We start from the raw sequence: 18,285 nt of genomic DNA, 5'->3' as shown, positions 1-18,285 counted from the left end.
CTGCAACATGCCAAGAGTCAGCAACCATCTATCCTATTACGTGGCGCTAACACGTCGTTTAGCAAGCGCCATCGCGGCAGCATAGCCGGAGCTCCAGGCCCATTGCAGGTTATAGCCGCCGCAATCTCCATCGACATCCATCACTTCACCTGCCAAATACAGCCCAGGGACTAACTTAGATTCTAACGTTCCTTCGATTAGCTCCGTCGTATCGATGCCACCGGCTGTTGTTTGTGCATTCGTGAAGCTATTGGTATCGGTCACTTTAAATTCCCAACGTTTCAAGATTCGATAAAATATTTTCTTGGTTTTCCATGATAAATCCATACAAAGCAAGTGCGGCTGTTGATCAATTCCAGCCTCCTTCAGCAGAACTGGAATCAGTTTCTTGCTGACGATGCCCACAAAAGAATCGGCAACCGTCCGGTGTCCGAAGATCCCCCAGTGGATCTCCAGAAAATCAATTAACTCTTCCTCCATGCGCTCCGGCATTAAATCAACCGACAATGTCACCGATTCTCCTATTCCGAGATTATACGCAGCCTTTCTGCTGAGCTGAAGTATGGGCGGGCCCGAGATACCATAGTCCGTAAAAAGAATCTCACCAGACTCAGTGCGGATGACTTCATTGTTTACGATAACATGGGCCTCTCCCTCAAATTTGATGCCCGATAGTTCCTTCAAATACGGATAATCCAGCTTCAATTGTACAATGCCTGGCACCGGGTTGATCAGGGTGTGCCCCAGACGTTGGACAAGCGTATAACCGGAGCCGTCCGTTCCCGTTTTGGGAGCGGTAAGGCCGCCTGCACATAGAAAAAGATAGTCGCTGGTATACACAACCTGTTCCTCTGTCTCCGTCTGGCAGGTTATCGCGAACCGCGGATGTCCCGCCGAAACGGTAACATCCAACACTTTATGTTTATAATATACGGGAACATTCCGATCCTCCAGCGCCAGCTTAAATACACCCGGCACCGAAGCCGCCTGCAGCGACATCGGATACATCCGGCCATTCTCCAAGCTTACAAAAGGAAGCCCGAGCGAGGAGAAAAATTCGATCGTTTGGCGGACACCGAATTGCCGCAATACATGTATTGGGAATCCTTCCTGATTACTGTGATACTTGCGTGATAAAGCGGCCGCTTCATCCGTACCGGTGGCGGTGGATTGGTTCGTAATGTTGCAACGCCCGTTACCCGTCGTTATTATTTTCTTCCCAAGCCGGTCATTGCTTTCAATAATTGCTGTATCAATACCTTGATCCCTCGCTGTAACTGCAGCCATTAGACCTGCAGCACCCCCACCGATAATGAACAGCTCGTGGTGCTTAGAAGTCTGATCCTTATACATGTTAATTGATGCATCCCTTTTCCTAATAAATTTATTGAATTGACTTAGCTAGCGCCATCGCGGCCACATATCCGGAACTCCAGGCCCATTGCAGGTTATAGCCGCCGAAATCTCCGTCGACATCCATCACTTCGCCAGCCAAATACAGCCCAGGCACCAGCTTGGATTCCAGCGTTCCTTCGATGAGTTCCGACGTATCAATGCCGCCGGCTGTCACTTGCGCATTCGTAAAGCCATTGGTATCCGTCACTTTAAATTCCCAACGCTTCAAGATTCGATAAAATTTCCCCTTGGTTTTCATCGATAGATCCTGGCAAAGCAGCTCTGGCTGTTGATCTAAGCCAGTCTCTTTTAGTAGGACAGAAACAAGCTTCTTATTGAAGATGCCAACAAGGCAATCCGCCACAGTCCGGTGTCCAAAGGTCTCCCAGAGCCTTTCTAAAAACTCAACTAGCTCTTCCTCCGTGCGGCCCGGCATCAGATCAACCGACAATGTTACCTGTTCTCCTCTTGCAAGATGATACGCAGCCTTCCTGCTTAGCTGAAGAATTGGCGGGCCGGTAATACCATAATCCGTGAAGGCAATTTCGCCCTGTTCACTGCAGATGACTTTACCGTTCACAATGATATGAGCTTGTCCCTGAGATTTGATAGTGGACAGTGCCCTCATGTTCGGATATTGCAGCTTCAATTGCACAATGGCCGGCAAAGGCTTAATCAGGGTGTGTCCCAGACGTTCGGCAAGTGTATACCCAGGAGGTTCTTTTCCCGCATTTGGACCGGCAAGGCCACCCGCAGATAGAAGTAGATAGTCGCTAGTATAAACAACATCCTCCTCTGTCTCCGTTTGGCATTTTATCTTGAAGCGCGGATGATTCTTCGAAACAGTAACATCCAACACTTTGTTATTGAGGTATACCGGAACATTCCGATCCTCCAGCGCAAGCTGGAAAATATCCAGCACCGCTGCTGCCTGCAGCGACATTGGATACATCAAGCCCTCCTTCAATCTTGTAAGTGGAAGCCCGAGAAAGGAGAAAAAATCTATAGTCTGACGGATGCCAAATTGCTGCAATACCGCAATTGGAAATCCGGCCTGATTACTGTGATACTTGTGCGATAAAGCAATTGCTTCATCCGTACCCGTTGCAGTGGATTCATTCGTAATGTTACAGCGGCCATCACCTGTCATTAATATCTTCTTTCCAATCCGGTCGTTACCCTCCAGAATGGCAGTATCGATACCCATATCACGCGCAGTAACGGCGGCCATTAGTCCGGCAGCACCTGCGCCGATAATAAACAGCTTGTGGTGCATAGAAGTCTGATTCTCATACATGGTTGGTCAATGCATCCTTTATCCAATTTTTCTAAAAGCACAGAGTCACTTTATTAAATTATAGCATAAGTATACTGGTTTTCATTTATATCTCCCTATTAACTCTTCCTATCCTATGTTTGCCATTTTTATCCTTATATAGAACCTTGAATTTTTCTTCACGCCTTCTTCACTGCAATCTTTAATTCCACATACGAAAGATACTGGATCTAGCAAGATACTCATTTTTTTGAACCGTCACGCATAGTCCAGATCATACTCTGAAAATATGAAAAAAGACACCCTTCATGGTGTCTTCAATAATACTCCATATGGAGCCGAGGGGAGGCTTGGAAAACCCACAATCCGCCGTCGTGTGATGCTGAGAATTTTTGGAGAAGTAGCTTAAGATCACAATGCCTCAAATCATCAACTTTTACAACATATGATAAGTATCAAACTTCTCTTTCAAATTGCAGACTTATATTAACTTTTTATAGTTTTCCAGTATTGATAGCCACAAATGATGCAACAAGGTATTTTCTTTGTATCTTAATGAAGATCTTCATACAATGCCTTGATCACAATGAGCTCAGATTATTATTTATTATGAATGAGCTATTCATAGGTAATTTGATATACTAATTGTATCATCTTAAAGGAGGAAAAAAATTGAAGGTTTTCTGGACGTTTATTTCTATTATATTTGGTTTCATTATCATTCTATACTGTTTACCTGTATCAGGAATAAAGATATATACTTCCTATGGTAGTATCGATTCTTGGATACAAATGTATGGAGGAATATTCGGCAATATAATCGGTGGTGCTATAGGCGGTTATGTTGCGTTTTTAATTGCAAAAATGCAGATAGATCATCAGAATGAGCAAGAGAATAACGATAAAATAAATCGAAAAATAAATCATATAAGACTGTTAATTGGTGAATTGGAGCATAACAGCCGAGTTTTACATGAATCAATTACCGAGAAAAACAAAAGATACTTTTCACGACTTCAAGGTGGAATATGGAAGTCCCTTAACATTTCCATGGATTGGATGGATTCAGAAATTTTCAAACAACTTTTCGATCTCTATATGAATATCTGGAGCATTAAAAGATTGGAAAGTGATAATCGATTTCAAGAAACCGAGATAGAGCGATGTAATAACTGTCTTATCAATTTGAATGATTTAGTGAATAAGTTAAATAATAAGCTTGAAGAATTTCAAGCATAATTTCAAAGACAACAGAATGAACCCCTGCCCGTATTAACCATTGTGGTTTTGTGCGGACAAGGGTTAATTTTTCCGAGCCGTGGCTTGGCAAATCCACAATTCGCCGCCGCGTGATGCTACAGTTATTTGGTGAGGTTGCTTGAGACATGAAATGGTCTAGTGCTGCTAAAATAATTTATCAACAGGAAAGTCCTTAGAAAAATAATCTTGATGAATTACTAAATGATCATCAGGTATACCAAATTCGAATGAGAATTTTTCCTTTATTCTGTGCGGGTTGGGATCAACAATCGTAATTCGAGGTACAGTTTTCCTTTTCATAAAAGCATTTTTAAACAAATGGTTGCTTTGAATATCCGTCACTGGAAAAGAATATCCAATAATAACAATCTCACTTGCTTCAGTCAAACAAAGTTCTGCTTCTCTCCATAGCTCCTTAAACAAGTGGCCGTACATGTCGTAGGTTTTGTGTTTAACAGGTGGGATAATTAAAGGCATTGAAGTAAGTCCAGACTTCCCAGCAGTGCCTTTAGGCATATGAGGAAATCTTGGAGTTACTCTTACGAACACTTGATCTTCTGGAGCTGGCTTTCCTGGGTCCGGTATATTAGGTGGGTAATATCCATAGGAGTACGGCTCGTAATTACTCATATACCTACCATTATGTGTATCGTAAGGATCAATTGTAGATTCAAAAACATAAAAAGTTTCAGGGCTAGCTGACTGAGTCATTGTTATCTTCTCATTTTCAATTGTAGTTGCACTACTTAGCCAGTTGGTAGAACCGTGTAGCTTAATAAGCTTAGGATAATCAGTTTTTTGTGGGATTGAAGCAGACTCCCATGCATTTCTATAGATCATTTTAGGCGTTACGAAATACCCAGCATCCGAAGTCCATTCTGTAGTTTCAGCTAATGCTCGATCCATAAGCGTATCCCAATTGAAAGTAACAATAACATCATCTTTTTTCAAAAGCTTAGCTAAATTTATGTGTGGTTCAGACACAGGTCCATTTTGTATTTCATTAATAACAGAAGTAAATAGAAACACCAATTGATTATAAGACTTAAAGGATTCCCTAAGACTGACACAGTCCTGTGAATCATTAAAAGCACGAAGTAACTTTTCCTCAATCTCAGAATGTAAAACTTCAATGTCTGTACTATAATTCACAAAATCTTCCGGTTTCATCTTGTGATGTTGGTTCAAGTAATTAATAATCTCTCCTACCAAAACCCATGGATTTTGACTTATTTCTAACTTGTTGTAAGTTTTAAAAAAATCAATTGCAACGGGCATTCTAATCTTTGTTGGGGAACCATCATAAGCTTTTGATGCGCCAGCTCCCAGAATGATAGCTTTCATTCTTTCAACTCTCCTTTGGTTCAGTTTCAGCTCTGAGATACGAATATGCTACTCTCACTCCAATGCTATTTTCACCCAATCTAATTGGAACCATGATGAACCCATGTCCAACATTATTTGTTGTGGTTTTATATGGACAAGGGTTGGATTTACAGAGCCATGGTTCTGTAAATCCATAATTCGCCGCCGCGTGATGCTGAGGATTTTTGGGGAGGTGGCTTAATAAACATCTTGCATTGATGTGTTAACCTCTAGGAAACATGATAAGTATCAAACACACCATTAAACCCACAAGATTTAATAACATTTTCGTATTGCTTACGTAGTGCAATATCATCAAAGTCATTTAGATACCAAGTAACATCTGCATTCGGTAATCTGCGACAAATCTCCGTTATGTATATTTTATCAACCTCGGAGAAAGAAAATCCGAATGAATATACTCTATCAACAGATATTGTTCTAATACTATTAAAGAAATCCTGGTTCCCTTTAATAGCTTCGGTTGTTTTCTTTCTTAATTTCCCTTGCATACCCTGTAGTGCGTTCTCAGAACCAACATGGCGACCCATATATTCTTCTGTATAATCAGTATCGTTTCCATGCCCAAACAATAATTTGCCGCCTTGCTTCCCATGAATGTGACAAACATTCTTCGCTTCGTATAGCGCCTCTAACGTAGCAGTGTAATTGAAGGTTAGGAAAAGATCTTTACCATTATCAATCAGCTTTTCAAAATCACTCTTGGGAGATACTTTATTAATATCTATTGTATTAATCCATTCAGCAAAATAATCGGTAATCTCCAATACTGCTCCAACGAGATTGCTTGATAGGTCTTCATTTCTGTAAACTTTGTGCCACTCGTTATCATCATCATCATCAAAGTTATCGAGGTATTCATCTAAATCTAAATAACCAAGTGATGTTTCGAGATCGGACCATTTTTCACCTTCCGGCTCGGCATTGGTAATGACCTCCATCAAGAAACCTACTACATCAATATCACCATAACTCATATCACCATCAGGCATCATTTGAGCTTCGGGTACACATCCATCGAATAAAGCATCAGGATATTCCTCCTTAAGATATTGATGGAAGTCTTCATAAGATGTTTGCATACCATGAGCTAAATCAAATCCATTACCAATAGTATATAAATTCGCCATTTTCATCACTCCTTTGCTCAAGTATACAATCTTATATTAACTAAGTCAATATAACTAAGTTATTTTAAAAGTGTATAACTTTGTTTAAAAGGAGTTATAAATGGATAGACTCAGCTCGAGTTCCTCATCTCTAAATTGATAGAGTTGCGTTTTGGGTCCGGCATACCTTTGTTCCTTCTTATTAAGAACCTCTAAAAGACCCTGTCTTCCCTTAGTTGAAAGAAGCTTTTTGGAGAAGTTTGTTTCGTCAACCTGAAATTCAGGCACAGTATCCCTTAATAGTCGATGTAACTCTCGGAGAGTAAATCCTGTTTCATCTAAAAATTGTCTTGCTATTGTCGTTGTTAATAATTCAGTATGCATTCGTTTAATAGCGCAACGGAGAATATCCTCATGATCAAATGCTAATCCTAATTCAAGTGCTTCATCTAAGGTGAAAAGTTTTGCTTCCATAGCATCTGTACTCGCTTCTAGATCCTTAAATACTACTTCCCTAAACACATCAGTCCCGTTTTGAACAGTTACAAAAACCTCTGGTCTTACTAATGCAAAATATGCAACAGATGGTATCCATCCCCTTGGGTCTCTACCTTCGTTGTAGAATGTCTTTAGCTGATCAAGTTGAAAGTCTTTGACAATACCAGTTTCCTCTTTTAACTCCCTTTCTGCCGCTGCATCTAAAGTTTCATCCATCTTAGAAAATCCCCCTGGTAATGCCCATCCCCCACCATAAGTTTCATCTTTTCGTCGAATCAACAGAATATAAGTTTTAAATATGGGCATATGCGGACGTTTTTTACACTCGAATTCAGGTATTACTGTAAAAACACAAATATCTACAGGTAATCCATCAGGTGTATGAAATGCCCAAATGGAGTCCACAGCACCTGGCAATAATCGTTTTTCACCTCCTGGGTACTGGCCATAAACTGCAATATTATTTTCAGATCCAACAACCAAATCGTCGATAATACAAGACGTATGGTTTGAACTCAAGCTCTTATAGAACTCCCCATTCAAATAAACTTCATACGATAAAGCATTTGCATCAGCTAATTCGGCCCAATTTACACGTACTGGTTTTGTTAATAAGCGTTCCATCCTTAACTTGCCCATTAACTAACACGCCCCTTTAACCCTGTTTATTTAACTACGTTATTATAACACAATTAATTCCTTTTAAATAAAAAAGCTAGTATTTGCAGAATGTTTATTACATTCTACAAATACTAACCAAATCAAATCATTTCCGAGTAATTCATTTACCATTGTGGTTTTATATGGACAAGGGTTTACACAACTGAGGGGAGGCGAACCCCTGTCCGAAGATAACGGCACATAAGCTTCTACGAGTGTAGTTACAGTTTTGATGTCACCCTAGAAGCATTCTAACCAGCATTTGATGAGTCTGTCTGATTTTACTTAGATAAAAATTGGCTATATTACTGCTCTTGCTTGTTATATATTCAACAAATTATAGAATCGTATAGAAATTACTTATCTATGGTTAAAAAAGGAGACTGATCATAGGAATAACTCCTTAGAATAGTGATGCAATTATATAAGTTAATACGCAAAAGTACCTTTGCCGCTACAGATGATGGCTGGATCCTTTTAATTTTTAGAAGTGCTAATTCCCTGCAGAATCAAGATACGTTTCAGCTTCTTCTATCGATTCGTACAAGTTTGCAATATCTTTAAACATACGATGCATTTGCGTTTTGTAGAAAGAAGTAGGCGCAACATACACCCATTTGTGTTTTGTAGAGATTCCAGCTTTCACAGCATCTTCACTAGTTGGAGCAAGAATTGCCAACACTTCTTGCTTAAATACCAGGCCACCAGTAATTACAGTCATACCTGTAAACCCTCGCTTAGTTTTCTTCAGTACTTTCGGAAATTGTTCCGCGTACGCAAGGGCATCCTCAACATCCATACCGTCCGATGTTACAATAATTCTGTTTTTGTTTTTAACATAATCAATAGTAAAACTCATGATAGTAATTCCTCCGAATGTTTTTGTTTTTGGATGCTTAATACTATAATTTTATATCAGTTCGAGCTCTTATAGATATTATTAACTTCAAAGTGAATGATCTAATTTTAGATGTAGACAACATGTCTACAATAATGAACACATTTAGTTCCCTATAACTCCTTGTCTACATTCGGTCTACAATCCAACCACTAAACAGCAAAAAACCCGCTATTTTAGCGGGTTTTTCTTATGGAGCCGAGGGGAGTCGAACCCCTGTCCGAAGATAACGGCACATAAGCTTCTACGAGTGTAGTCACAGTTTTGATGTCACCCGAGTATCGCCCCGTAACCGGCTATACGTTGGGTCAGCCTGATTATCTTCTTCCGTTGACCCCAGGCGGAGACCAGACGGCGTATCCCACTACTTGTTAGCCCCTATCCCTGTCACATGGGCGATGCAGGGTAGAAGCACGCGCGCAGTTTCTTAGGCTGCGAAAGCGTAGTTGTTTTGTTGTTTGCCGTTTAATAGGCTTTAGCGTTGATGAAGCGGACGCGTCCCCACTACTCGCTACTCATGCTCGAACTACCCCCGTCGAATCCAAGAACGGCCCCTCATTAAAAAGGGCGCTTCGGATCAAGCGGATCTTCCAAGCAAGAGAGATCCTATCCACAGCTTCTTCTTCAAGAAGTCTGTAACGAAGCAATAATCTTACTTACTCAGTATATCACATTTATCAATACTTTAACACGTAGGTTAAAGGAATTGAAGGTGGAAACTGGTACTCATTTGAATCGTACATTCATCCTAGATTATCTGGCGATCTTTTGCTTTTCACGCAATACACGCTGGATATCACGCTGAGCATCACGCTTAGCAGCAGAGTCACGTTTATCGTACTCTTTCTTACCTTTACCAAGACCAATTAACAGCTTCGCGTAGCCATTTCGCACATAAACCTTGAGTGGCACAATCGTAAATCCATCTCGCTTGGACAAGCCCAGCAGTTTATGAATTTGCTCCTTGTGCATCAGCAATTTACGAGTACGCGTCGGGTCAGTAGGGTTAGCACGATTACCTTGTTCAAAAGGGCTGATATGCATGTTGTGAATGTGAATCTCACCGTTACGGATCGTAGCAAAAGCATCTCCAATATTAGCGCGGCCATTACGCAGCGACTTGATTTCTGTACCTGTCAGCACCAAGCCAGCTTCATAAGTATCCTCGATAAAATAATCATGGGAAGCTTTTTTGTTCTGGGCAAGTACTTTCCCGTCTGCTTTTTTACCCATGAGAATCACTCCTTGAATCATATTCATAAGTTAAAGTAACCATGTCTCTCTAATCTTAAACGACATAGTCATCGAACGTCTGATCTATATTGTAACAAATGGAATCGATTGTGCGCAAGGAAGGATCAGGTAATCCTTTCCCAGCCATTTTGACAACTAGTTGTCAGTAAGTTTACCCAATAGTTAACTTTAATTACATTTATTTATAAAAAAGGTGTTCATGTTTCTATATTCACTCATTCCAGTCAACTCATACCCTTTTCTATTCACTCTCTCCCTCCGACGCTACGCTAAAGCTAGATAAATGTACTTTATACATCTATTTAATATATTTAGACGCTCGATGGTTGTTTAGTTGTACTTTCTGCAGTTAATAACTCAAAATCATGCGGTTTTGAAGATACTGATCAGATTTAGATGTACAAAGTGCAATTAACCTCAATCTCTACTGAATCGCCGGAATTTCAACTGCACATTATGCAATTAAAAAATAAGCATCGTGATAGCACTGGTTACTTTGCTTCAACTCAAGTGTCATAGTTACAAAACGACGCTGTCACATAGCTTCTTCTGATTATTACTCAACAAACTTGCGGCAACCAATAGTCTCGGTCAGAAACGAGAATTTCACACTTGAGCAGCGAAAAAGAATTAAAAAAGCACCGCCCCCAATCTGGTCAAGCCCCCATTTTATAGACGCTGAAAAAAGACCCTAGGCAATAAGCTGTTTCCGGTACTCTACCGGAGGCAGCTTATTTAGCTTTCGTTGTGGCCGATGTTGGTTATAAAATCGAATGTAATCTTCAATTTTCCTTTGTGCCTCATCGATATTTCGGATATCATAAGGATAGAGTCCTTCCGTTTTGAGATGCGAGAAGAAGCTCTCCATAGAGGCGTTGTCATAACAATTGCCTCGGCGAGACATGCTGATTCGGGCGCCAACCTTTGGCAGCATGTCGTGGTATGCATGAGACGTGTACTGGAACCCCTGATCGCTGTGAACGATCAGTCCGGTCACGTCTTTTTGTTGACTCCACGCCTGCTGAAAGGTCCGGAGAACCAGTTCATTGTCGTTCCTAGCGCTCATTTGATAAGCAATAATTTCGTTATTGAACAAATCTTTAATAGCTGAAAGATAGAGCCACTTTTCGCCTATGCGATATTGCGTAATGTCTGTCACCCATTTTTGGTTGGGAGCATCCGCTTTGAAATCCCGTTTCAATATATTTTTCGCCACACGATCTCCTTCGGAAGTAGCATAATTAAAACGATGTTTTCGGCGGATCCTCGAACGAATGCCTAAATCCTGCATAATTCTGAGTACCTTCTTATGATTCATCCAAACCCCGTGGTCTTGTAGCAAGAATAATTGAATTTGGCGATAACCGTAGACTCCGTTATACCGTTCATATACCTTTTGAATGAGCGCCTTTGCTTCCTGATCCCGATCTGTTCCTTTGCGCTTCAAGAAAGCGTAGTATCCACTTCTGGAGACCCTAAAGAGTTTACACAGGTCGCTAACGGCATACTCTTTTGCAGCGCTCTCAATGGTTCTATATTTGTGCGTTTCACCTCCTGCATCCAGATTTCCAAGCACTTTTTTAGCATTTCATTTTCCCGTCTGAGCTTTTGAACATACCTATCTTGATCGATATATTCTTTACGACGCCCCCGTTGATCTAGTAACCCAAATTCCCCTAGCTCTCGGTATTTCTTCATCCATTTCTTTACCCGCCCTTGGTCTTGAATCTCAAAATGCTCCGTAATTTTCCGGTAAGTCCATCTTTCCTCCACATGTAAACGAATGGCCTCTTTTTTAATCTCATCCGAGTAAGTTTTGAACTTCTGTCCTTTAATCGCCATAAAAATACACCCCCTAGAATTTCATCGGACAAACCAGGGGTTTTATCCAATGTCTATTCTAAGGGGTGCACTTCAATCAAGGGAGCGGTGCTTTATCTTTCGTCATAGAGCTACGAAACGTAGCCCAATAACGTTATTTATTTCTTCTTTCTCTTACGAGGAGCTCCGTCTGGTGCGTTACCTGTAGTGTCGCTACGTTTAGAAGCGGCTTGTTCCGACGTCTGAACGTTGCCCGGTGTCACGGATTGACCGATGAACACACCGCTTTTGTTCTTCTTTTTCCGGCGACCTTTACCTGTTGGAGCGCCGCTACGGCCTTCTCCACCGCCAAAGTTACCGCCGCGGTCCTCACGGCTACGGAACTTCGTGCTGCCGTCCAGGCCGCGGACTTCGCCGCCGGAAGAGTCAGACGCAGGAGCGCCGTATCCGCCTTTGCCGGAGCCAAAGCCGAAGCTGATGCCGCGTCCACCACCGGCACCGCCGTTGTCACCGCCGCGGCCTCGCCCGCCGCTGCGCTCACGTGGCGCGCCTGCGTTGCCCGCTTCGCCCCCGCGCTCTGCGCCGGTGCTTCCGCCCGGCGCCGCAACTACCCGGCTCGCATCCTCGCCGGCATCACGCCCGCGCTTCCGCTTTCCGCGTCCGCCCGGTGCACCAACACCGGCCGCTTCGCGCGGCCCTTCACCGGCGCGCACACCAGCGCCCGGCTTACCCTTGCCCGCGCCTACAGCAGCGCCGGGCTTGCCTTTACCGCCGCGGCCCTTGCTGCCCGCGCCGCCTTTACCCCCGGCTGGCGCCTTGAAGCCGCCGCCACCTGGACGGCCGCCTTTGCCACCGCGGCCGCCTCCAAAACCACCGCCGCGATGTTCACCTGGCGCGCGTGGTTTCATGTCGACCAACTCGAAATCGATCGTGTGGTCATCCATATTTACCTTGGCGACTCGAATCTTAACCTCGTCGCCAATGCGGAACACCCGCGATGTGCGCTCGCCAATGAGCGCCATATGGGCCTCGTCGAAGTGATAATAATCGTCGCTCATCGCACTGAGACGAATAAGGCCTTCGACGGTATTGTCCAGCTCGATGAACATTCCGAAGCTGGTCACACTGCTGACCATTGCCTCGAATTCCTCGCCTACTTTATCCTGCATGTATTCAGCTTTCTTCAGCTGCTCTGTATCGCGTTCTGCTTCTACTGCCAAACGCTCACGTTCCGAGGACTGCTGAGCAATGTCAGGCATCCGACCAGCCAAATAATCATGTCGTTTCTGGCTCAGCGCCCCTCCATTCTCAATCACTTCACGCATTACACGGTGAATGACCAGATCGGGGTAACGGCGAATCGGAGAAGTAAAGTGGGAATAGTATTCTGCAGCGAGTCCGAAATGGCCTGTGCTCTCCGCATCATATTTCGCCTGCTTCATGGAACGCAGCATCATTGTGCTAATAACGGTCTGTTCTTTAGTCCCTTGGATTTGCTCCAACAGATCCTGCAAAGCACGTGGATGAACCGAATTGCCACGGCCCTTCACGTGATATCCGAAATTGGCCGCAAAAGCCATAAAATTCTGTAGCTTCTCAGGGTCCGGATCTTCGTGAATCCGGTAAAGGAACGGAACCTTCAACCAATGGAAATGCTCAGCAACCGTTTCATTCGCCGCGAGCATGAACTCCTCGATAATCTGCTCAGCTACAGAACGCTCACGCTTCACAATATCTACAGCTTTACCGTTCTCATCTACGATGATTTTGCTTTCTTCAAAGTCAAAATCAACCGCGCCCCGCCGCATCCGTGCATCACGCAGCTTCATCGCCAATTCTTTCATAAGACGGAAATCATCAATTAATGGACTATAGCGCTCCAGCAATTCAGCGTCTTCATCCTCCAAAATTTTGCGGACATTGGAATAAGTCATTCTTTCCTTGGTGCGAATCACACTTGTAAAGACATCGTGCTTCACGACCTTCATTTGTTCATTAAATTCCATCTCACAGGACATCGTTAAGCGGTCTACCTGCGGATTTAAACTACAAATCCCGTTAGACAAACGGTGAGGCAGCATCGGAATCACCCTATCCACCAAGTACACACTACAGCCCCGATCATAAGCTTCTTTATCGAGCTCAGAGCTCTCACGCACATAATAACCTACATCAGCAATATGCACGCCTAGCTTGTAATGTCCGTTCTCCAGTCGCTGAACATTAACCGCATCATCCAGGTCCTTAGCATCCTCACCATCAATCGTGACAATGTTTAGTCCGCGCAAATCGCGACGTCCCTGCTCAGCAATTTCCTCTTCTGTGATTGAATCCGGAGCGTTGTCCGCTTCGTTCATCACTTCAGCCGGAAAGGCCTCTGGCAGCTGATGCTTACGGATAATAGATAGAATATCGACTCCTGGATCATCCTTATGTCCGAGGATCTCAATAATTTCACCCTCTGCCGCTGATCGGCCTTCTGGATAATTCACGATACGTACAACGACCTTTTGACCGTCTACCGCCCCCATGAAGGATTGCTTCGGAATAAAAATATCGCGATTAATCCGTTTATCATCAGGCAGCACAAAGCCATAGGTCTCCAGATTTTGAAATACGCCAACCGTCTGCAATACTCCCCGTTTTACAATGCGCTCAACTTCGCCTTCCATACGTCCGCCGGACGGACTTTTAGAGGTAATACGGATAAGGACGATGTCACCATTCATAGCTCCCTTAAGATCATTCGCATGGATATATACGTCAGGATGATCACGATCATCCGGGATAAGAAAAGCGAAGCCTTTCGCATGAGCCTGTAACCGGCCTCGCAGTAAATCCATTCGTTCCGGCACGCCATAACGTGCATTACGAGTTAATACAATTCTTCCGTCCTGCTCTAATTCAATTAGTAATTCCTCGAACTTTTTAAACCCTGTGCTATCTTCTAGAGCAAAATGGCTCACCAGCTCTTCATAAGTCATTGGTTTATATGCAGTTTCCCGCATGAAATCGAGTAATATTTCTTGTGTTATCATGTTCGTCACCCCAGCCCTCCGCGGCTCCAAGCCGCTGGCAAATATGTATGTCTTGTCCTGCTCTGTAGTAATGCCAAGTAAAATTTACCTTTACCTACTTCATACCCTAGTATACACGAAATCAATCCTGCGCATCCCTGTTACTGTCATCCAAAGGTAAACGCAGTACGAAATTTCATTCACATCGAAGGAGAAAGTTTATTTATTAAGGCTTTACCGTAACGAATCTTATTCTTTCTGCTATGCAAAGAAAAGCACCTGCAGGTGCTTTATCCCCTTTTTATTATAACAAAAAAGCCTTCGCTCCATTCCATTCAGAACAGAGCGAGGGCTTACTGTAGGTACTTTAGTCAATGAAAACAGCAGCTAGAATCGCCATAATGAAGAATCCTGCAGCAAGTCCAACTGTTACACGTTGTAGTACGAGTTCCATACCACGAGCTTTTGTTTTACCAAAGAGATGCTCAGCACCACCGGAGATGGCACCGGAAAGACCCGCGCTTTTCCCCTTTTGCAGAAGAACGACCGCAATAAGACCGACGGAAAAAATCAGGAGCACAACTTTCAAAAAGATATCCATTCACTTCCACCTCCTACGCCTAAGCATCACTATCTATGGTAATTGAGGTTATCACGATACATAAACAGTATTCTTATTTTATCATAGCAGTGCCGGTAATACAACCGCCTAGACTGTTAAGTCGTAGCTTTTCTTGAAAGATTAGGATAAACATATATTAAAAAAAGACCCGCCATATGGCGGGTCTTCGTACTCTGCTATAAAAGCAGATTATCTTTTAAGGTTGTAGAAAGATTTCAGGCCGTTGTATTGAGCCAATTCACCCAACTCGTCTTCGATGCGAAGCAATTGGTTGTATTTAGCAACACGGTCTGTACGGGAAGGAGCACCTGTTTTGATTTGACCAGCGTTAGTCGCAACAGCGATGTCAGCAATTGTGCTATCTTCGGATTCACCGGAACGGTGAGAGATAACTGCTGTGTAACCAGCACGTTTAGCCATTTCGATAGCATCGAAAGTTTCAGTCAATGTACCAATTTGGTTAACTTTAACCAAGATGGAGTTACCGATACCTTTTTCGATACCTGTTGCAAGACGCTCAGTGTTTGTAACGAACAAGTCGTCACCAACCAATTGAACTTTGTCTCCCAATTTTTCAGTAAGCAATTTCCAACCATCCCAGTCGTCTTCGGACATACCGTCTTCGATTGTGATGATAGGATATTTTTCAACCCATGAAGCAAGAAGGTCAACATACTCAGCGGAAGTGTAAGATTTACCTTCGCCAGCAAGGGTGTATTTACCGTCTTTGTAGAACTCAGTGGAAGCAACGTCCATACCCAAGAATACGTCAACACCTGGTTTGTAACCAGCTTTTTCAATAGCTTCGATGATTGTAGTGATTGCTTCTTCATTCGAACCAAGGTTTGGTGCGAAACCACCTTCGTCACCAACAGCTGTGTTCAGGCCTTTAGATTGAAGTACGGATTTCAAGTTGTGGAAGATTTCAGCACCTGTACGAAGAGCTTCTTTAAAGCTTGGAGCTCCTACAGGAAGAACCATGAACTCTTGAACGTCGATGTTGTTGTCCGCATGCTCACCACCATTGATGATGTTCATCATTGGTACTGGAAGAGTTTTAGCGTTGAATCCGCCCAGGTATACGTACAAAGGAATATCCAATGCTGCTGCAGCTGCGCGAGCTACGGCCATGGATACAGCTAGGATTGCGTTAGCGCCCAATTTTCCTTTGTTATGAGTTCCGTCCAAAGTGATCATCAATTTGTCGATGCCCACTTGGTCAAGAGCGTCCATACCAATAACTTCTGGAGCGATGATTTCATTTACGTTCTCAACAGCTTTCAGAACGCCTTTACCCATGTAACGGGATTTGTCGCCATCACGAAGCTCTACAGCTTCATGAGCGCCAGTGGAAGCGCCGGAAGGAACGATAGCGCGGCCTTTAGCACCGGATTCAAGATAAACGTCAACCTCTACAGTAGGGTTACCACGGGAGTCAAGGACTTCGCGAGCATAAACATCAGAAATAATAGTCATTTTAGTTAATCTCCTTTAAACAATGTTTTGGTTTTGATTGTTGAAGCTTAATCTTAGGTATTGTTTCCTTATTTGCGACTAGCGATCATGGATTGACCAGTCATTTCCGCAGGCTGCGGAATTCCCATCAGATCCAGAATGGTTGGTGCTACATCAGCAAGGATACCGCGATCGCGCAATACAACATTTTCATCCGTAAGGATGAACGGAACCGGGTTAGTAGTATGAGCTGTGAACGGACGACCGTTCTCATCAAATACCATGTCTGCATTACCGTGATCGGCGATAATGATCGCAACGCCACCCTTGGCAACTACTGCGTCCACTACTTTACCTACACACTCATCAGTTACCTCTACAGCCTTGATTGTTGGCTCCAACATACCGGAGTGTCCAACCATATCAGGGTTTGCAAAGTTAAGGATAATAGCATCCTGTCTTTCAGCTTCGATTTCTGCTACGCAGGCTGCAGCCACTTCGTAAGCACTCATCTCGGGTTGAAGATCATAGGTTGCCACTTTAGGAGAGTTGATCAAGATACGAGTTTCTCCTGGAAGTTCCTCATCACGTCCACCACTGAAGAAGAACGTTACGTGCGGATACTTCTCAGTTTCCGCGATGCGCAGTTGCTTCTTGTTGTGTTGCACAAGTACTTCACCCAATGTGTTATCCAGGTTCTTCGGTGAATAGGCTACATAACCTTGTACCGTTTCACTGAAAGTAGTCAGGCATACGAAGTGCAAGTCTTGCGGGAACAAAGGACCCCGGTCGAAACCGCGGAAATCTTGATTCGTGAACACTTGTGACAATTGAATAGCACGGTCAGGGCGGAAGTTGAGGAACACGACGGAATCGCCGCTTTCTACTGCCGTTACTGGCTTGCCTTCACTGTCTACAATCACGCTAGGTTCAACGAATTCGTCGAACACGGAATTTGAATAAGATGCAGTGATAGCTTGCAGAGCATCTGTGTATTTCGGTCCTTCGCCATAAACCATAGCACGATAGGCTTTTTCTACACGATCCCAACGTTTGTCACGGTCCATTGCGTAATAACGCCCGGATACCGTTGCAATTGTACCTACTCCAACTTCTTCAATCTTAGCAACCAGATCTTGAACAAACTTCTTACCACTATCTGGAGGTACGTCCCGGCCATCCATGAAAGCATGGATATACACTTCGTGCATATCTTCTTTCTTAGCCAGGTCAAGCATAGCAAACAGGTGATTAATATGGCTATGTACCCCTCCGTCGGATACAAGCGCGTAAAGATGAAGCTTTTTACCTGTGTTCTTAGCATTTCTAACTGCGGCTACCAGTGTTTCATTATCGAAGAATTCGCCCTCACGGATCGATTTATCGATACGAGTCAAATCCTGGTATACAATCCGTCCTGCACCAATATTTAAGTGCCCTACTTCAGAGTTGCCCATTTGGCCTTCTGGAAGACCAACAGCTTCACCACAAGCAGTAAGGGTAGTATTAGGATATTGTTTCAAGTAACGGTCATAGTTAGGTTTGTTAGCTTGAGCAACGGCGTTACCTTCAGATGTTCCACGCAAACCGAAACCATCCATGATGATCAAAGCTACAGGTCTTGGAGCTGACAT

The 18,285-nt window shown here is 43.4% G+C and carries 14 protein-coding genes and 1 other RNA gene; 1 reads left to right on the top strand and 14 read right to left on the bottom strand.

From position 1 onward, the window contains the following. Positions 1-36: 36 nt before the first annotated feature. Positions 37-1,353 (bottom strand): NAD(P)/FAD-dependent oxidoreductase, encoded by a 1,317-nt coding sequence (locus tag MHI27_RS01005; protein WP_405175383.1) that lies wholly within the window; start codon positions 1,351-1,353, stop codon positions 37-39. Between the two features lie 31 nt (positions 1,354-1,384). Next, positions 1,385-2,692: an aminoacetone oxidase family FAD-binding enzyme gene (locus tag MHI27_RS01000; protein ID WP_405175382.1), complete on the bottom strand. Its 1,308-nt coding sequence runs from the start codon at positions 2,690-2,692 to the stop codon at positions 1,385-1,387. A gap of 651 nt (positions 2,693-3,343) precedes the next feature. On the opposite strand from MHI27_RS01000, the gene MHI27_RS00995 reads away from it, so the two are divergent. After that, entirely contained in the window at positions 3,344-3,910 is a 567-nt protein-coding gene (locus MHI27_RS00995) for a hypothetical protein (protein WP_405175381.1), read from the top strand. A gap of 165 nt (positions 3,911-4,075) precedes the next feature. On the opposite strand, the gene MHI27_RS00990 is transcribed toward MHI27_RS00995, so the two are convergent. The 12 genes from MHI27_RS00990 to gpmI form a co-directional block, all read right to left on the bottom strand. Further along, positions 4,076-5,275 (bottom strand): hypothetical protein, encoded by a 1,200-nt coding sequence (locus MHI27_RS00990; protein ID WP_405175380.1) that lies wholly within the window; start codon positions 5,273-5,275, stop codon positions 4,076-4,078. Between the two features lie 251 nt (positions 5,276-5,526). After that, positions 5,527-6,447 carry a bacteriophage abortive infection AbiH family protein gene (locus MHI27_RS00985; RefSeq protein WP_405175379.1) on the bottom strand — a complete coding sequence of 307 codons (921 nt, stop codon included), beginning with the start codon at positions 6,445-6,447 and terminating at the stop codon, positions 5,527-5,529. 84 nt (positions 6,448-6,531) lie between these two features. Further along, complete coding sequence (locus MHI27_RS00980) at positions 6,532-7,563, bottom strand: NUDIX domain-containing protein (RefSeq protein WP_405175378.1); 1,032 nt, start codon at positions 7,561-7,563, stop codon at positions 6,532-6,534. Between the two features lie 514 nt (positions 7,564-8,077). Then, positions 8,078-8,443, bottom strand: coding sequence for a hypothetical protein (locus tag MHI27_RS00975; RefSeq protein ID WP_042184038.1), 366 nt, complete (start codon positions 8,441-8,443; stop codon positions 8,078-8,080). A 229-nt stretch (positions 8,444-8,672) separates the two neighbouring features. Continuing rightward, positions 8,673-9,037: a transfer-messenger RNA gene (gene ssrA / locus MHI27_RS00970) on the bottom strand. A gap of 198 nt (positions 9,038-9,235) precedes the next feature. After that, positions 9,236-9,715: an SsrA-binding protein SmpB gene (smpB, locus tag MHI27_RS00965; RefSeq protein WP_042123338.1), complete on the bottom strand. Its 480-nt coding sequence runs from the start codon at positions 9,713-9,715 to the stop codon at positions 9,236-9,238. 712 nt (positions 9,716-10,427) lie between these two features. Beyond that, entirely contained in the window at positions 10,428-11,228 is an 801-nt protein-coding gene (locus MHI27_RS00960) for an IS3 family transposase (protein WP_256721794.1), read from the bottom strand. Then, a complete protein-coding gene (locus MHI27_RS00955) occupies positions 11,180-11,578 on the bottom strand; it encodes a helix-turn-helix domain-containing protein (protein ID WP_076301175.1) in 399 nt (132 codons plus the stop codon). The genes MHI27_RS00960 and MHI27_RS00955 overlap by 49 nt, the downstream gene beginning before the upstream one ends. Before the next feature lie 137 nt (positions 11,579-11,715). After that, the gene (gene rnr, locus MHI27_RS00950; RefSeq protein ID WP_405176677.1) at positions 11,716-14,595 is read right to left on the bottom strand and encodes a ribonuclease R; all 2,880 of its coding nucleotides are present in this window, start codon (positions 14,593-14,595) and stop codon (positions 11,716-11,718) included. A 346-nt stretch (positions 14,596-14,941) separates the two neighbouring features. Beyond that, positions 14,942-15,175 (bottom strand): preprotein translocase subunit SecG, encoded by a 234-nt coding sequence (gene secG / locus MHI27_RS00945; RefSeq protein WP_042123332.1) that lies wholly within the window; start codon positions 15,173-15,175, stop codon positions 14,942-14,944. Between the two features lie 210 nt (positions 15,176-15,385). Continuing rightward, entirely contained in the window at positions 15,386-16,672 is a 1,287-nt protein-coding gene (gene eno / locus MHI27_RS00940) for a phosphopyruvate hydratase (protein ID WP_042123330.1), read from the bottom strand. Positions 16,673-16,740: 68 nt separating this feature from the next. Next, positions 16,741-18,285, bottom strand: a complete 1,545-nt coding sequence (gene gpmI, locus MHI27_RS00935) for a 2,3-bisphosphoglycerate-independent phosphoglycerate mutase (RefSeq protein ID WP_042123328.1) — start codon at positions 18,283-18,285, stop codon at positions 16,741-16,743.

The sequence above is a fragment of the Paenibacillus sp. FSL H8-0261 genome (assembly GCF_045040645.1).
Lineage (GTDB): Bacteria > Bacillota > Bacilli > Paenibacillales > Paenibacillaceae > Paenibacillus_AQ.
This window is presented reverse-complemented; position numbering and strand designations above follow the sequence as displayed.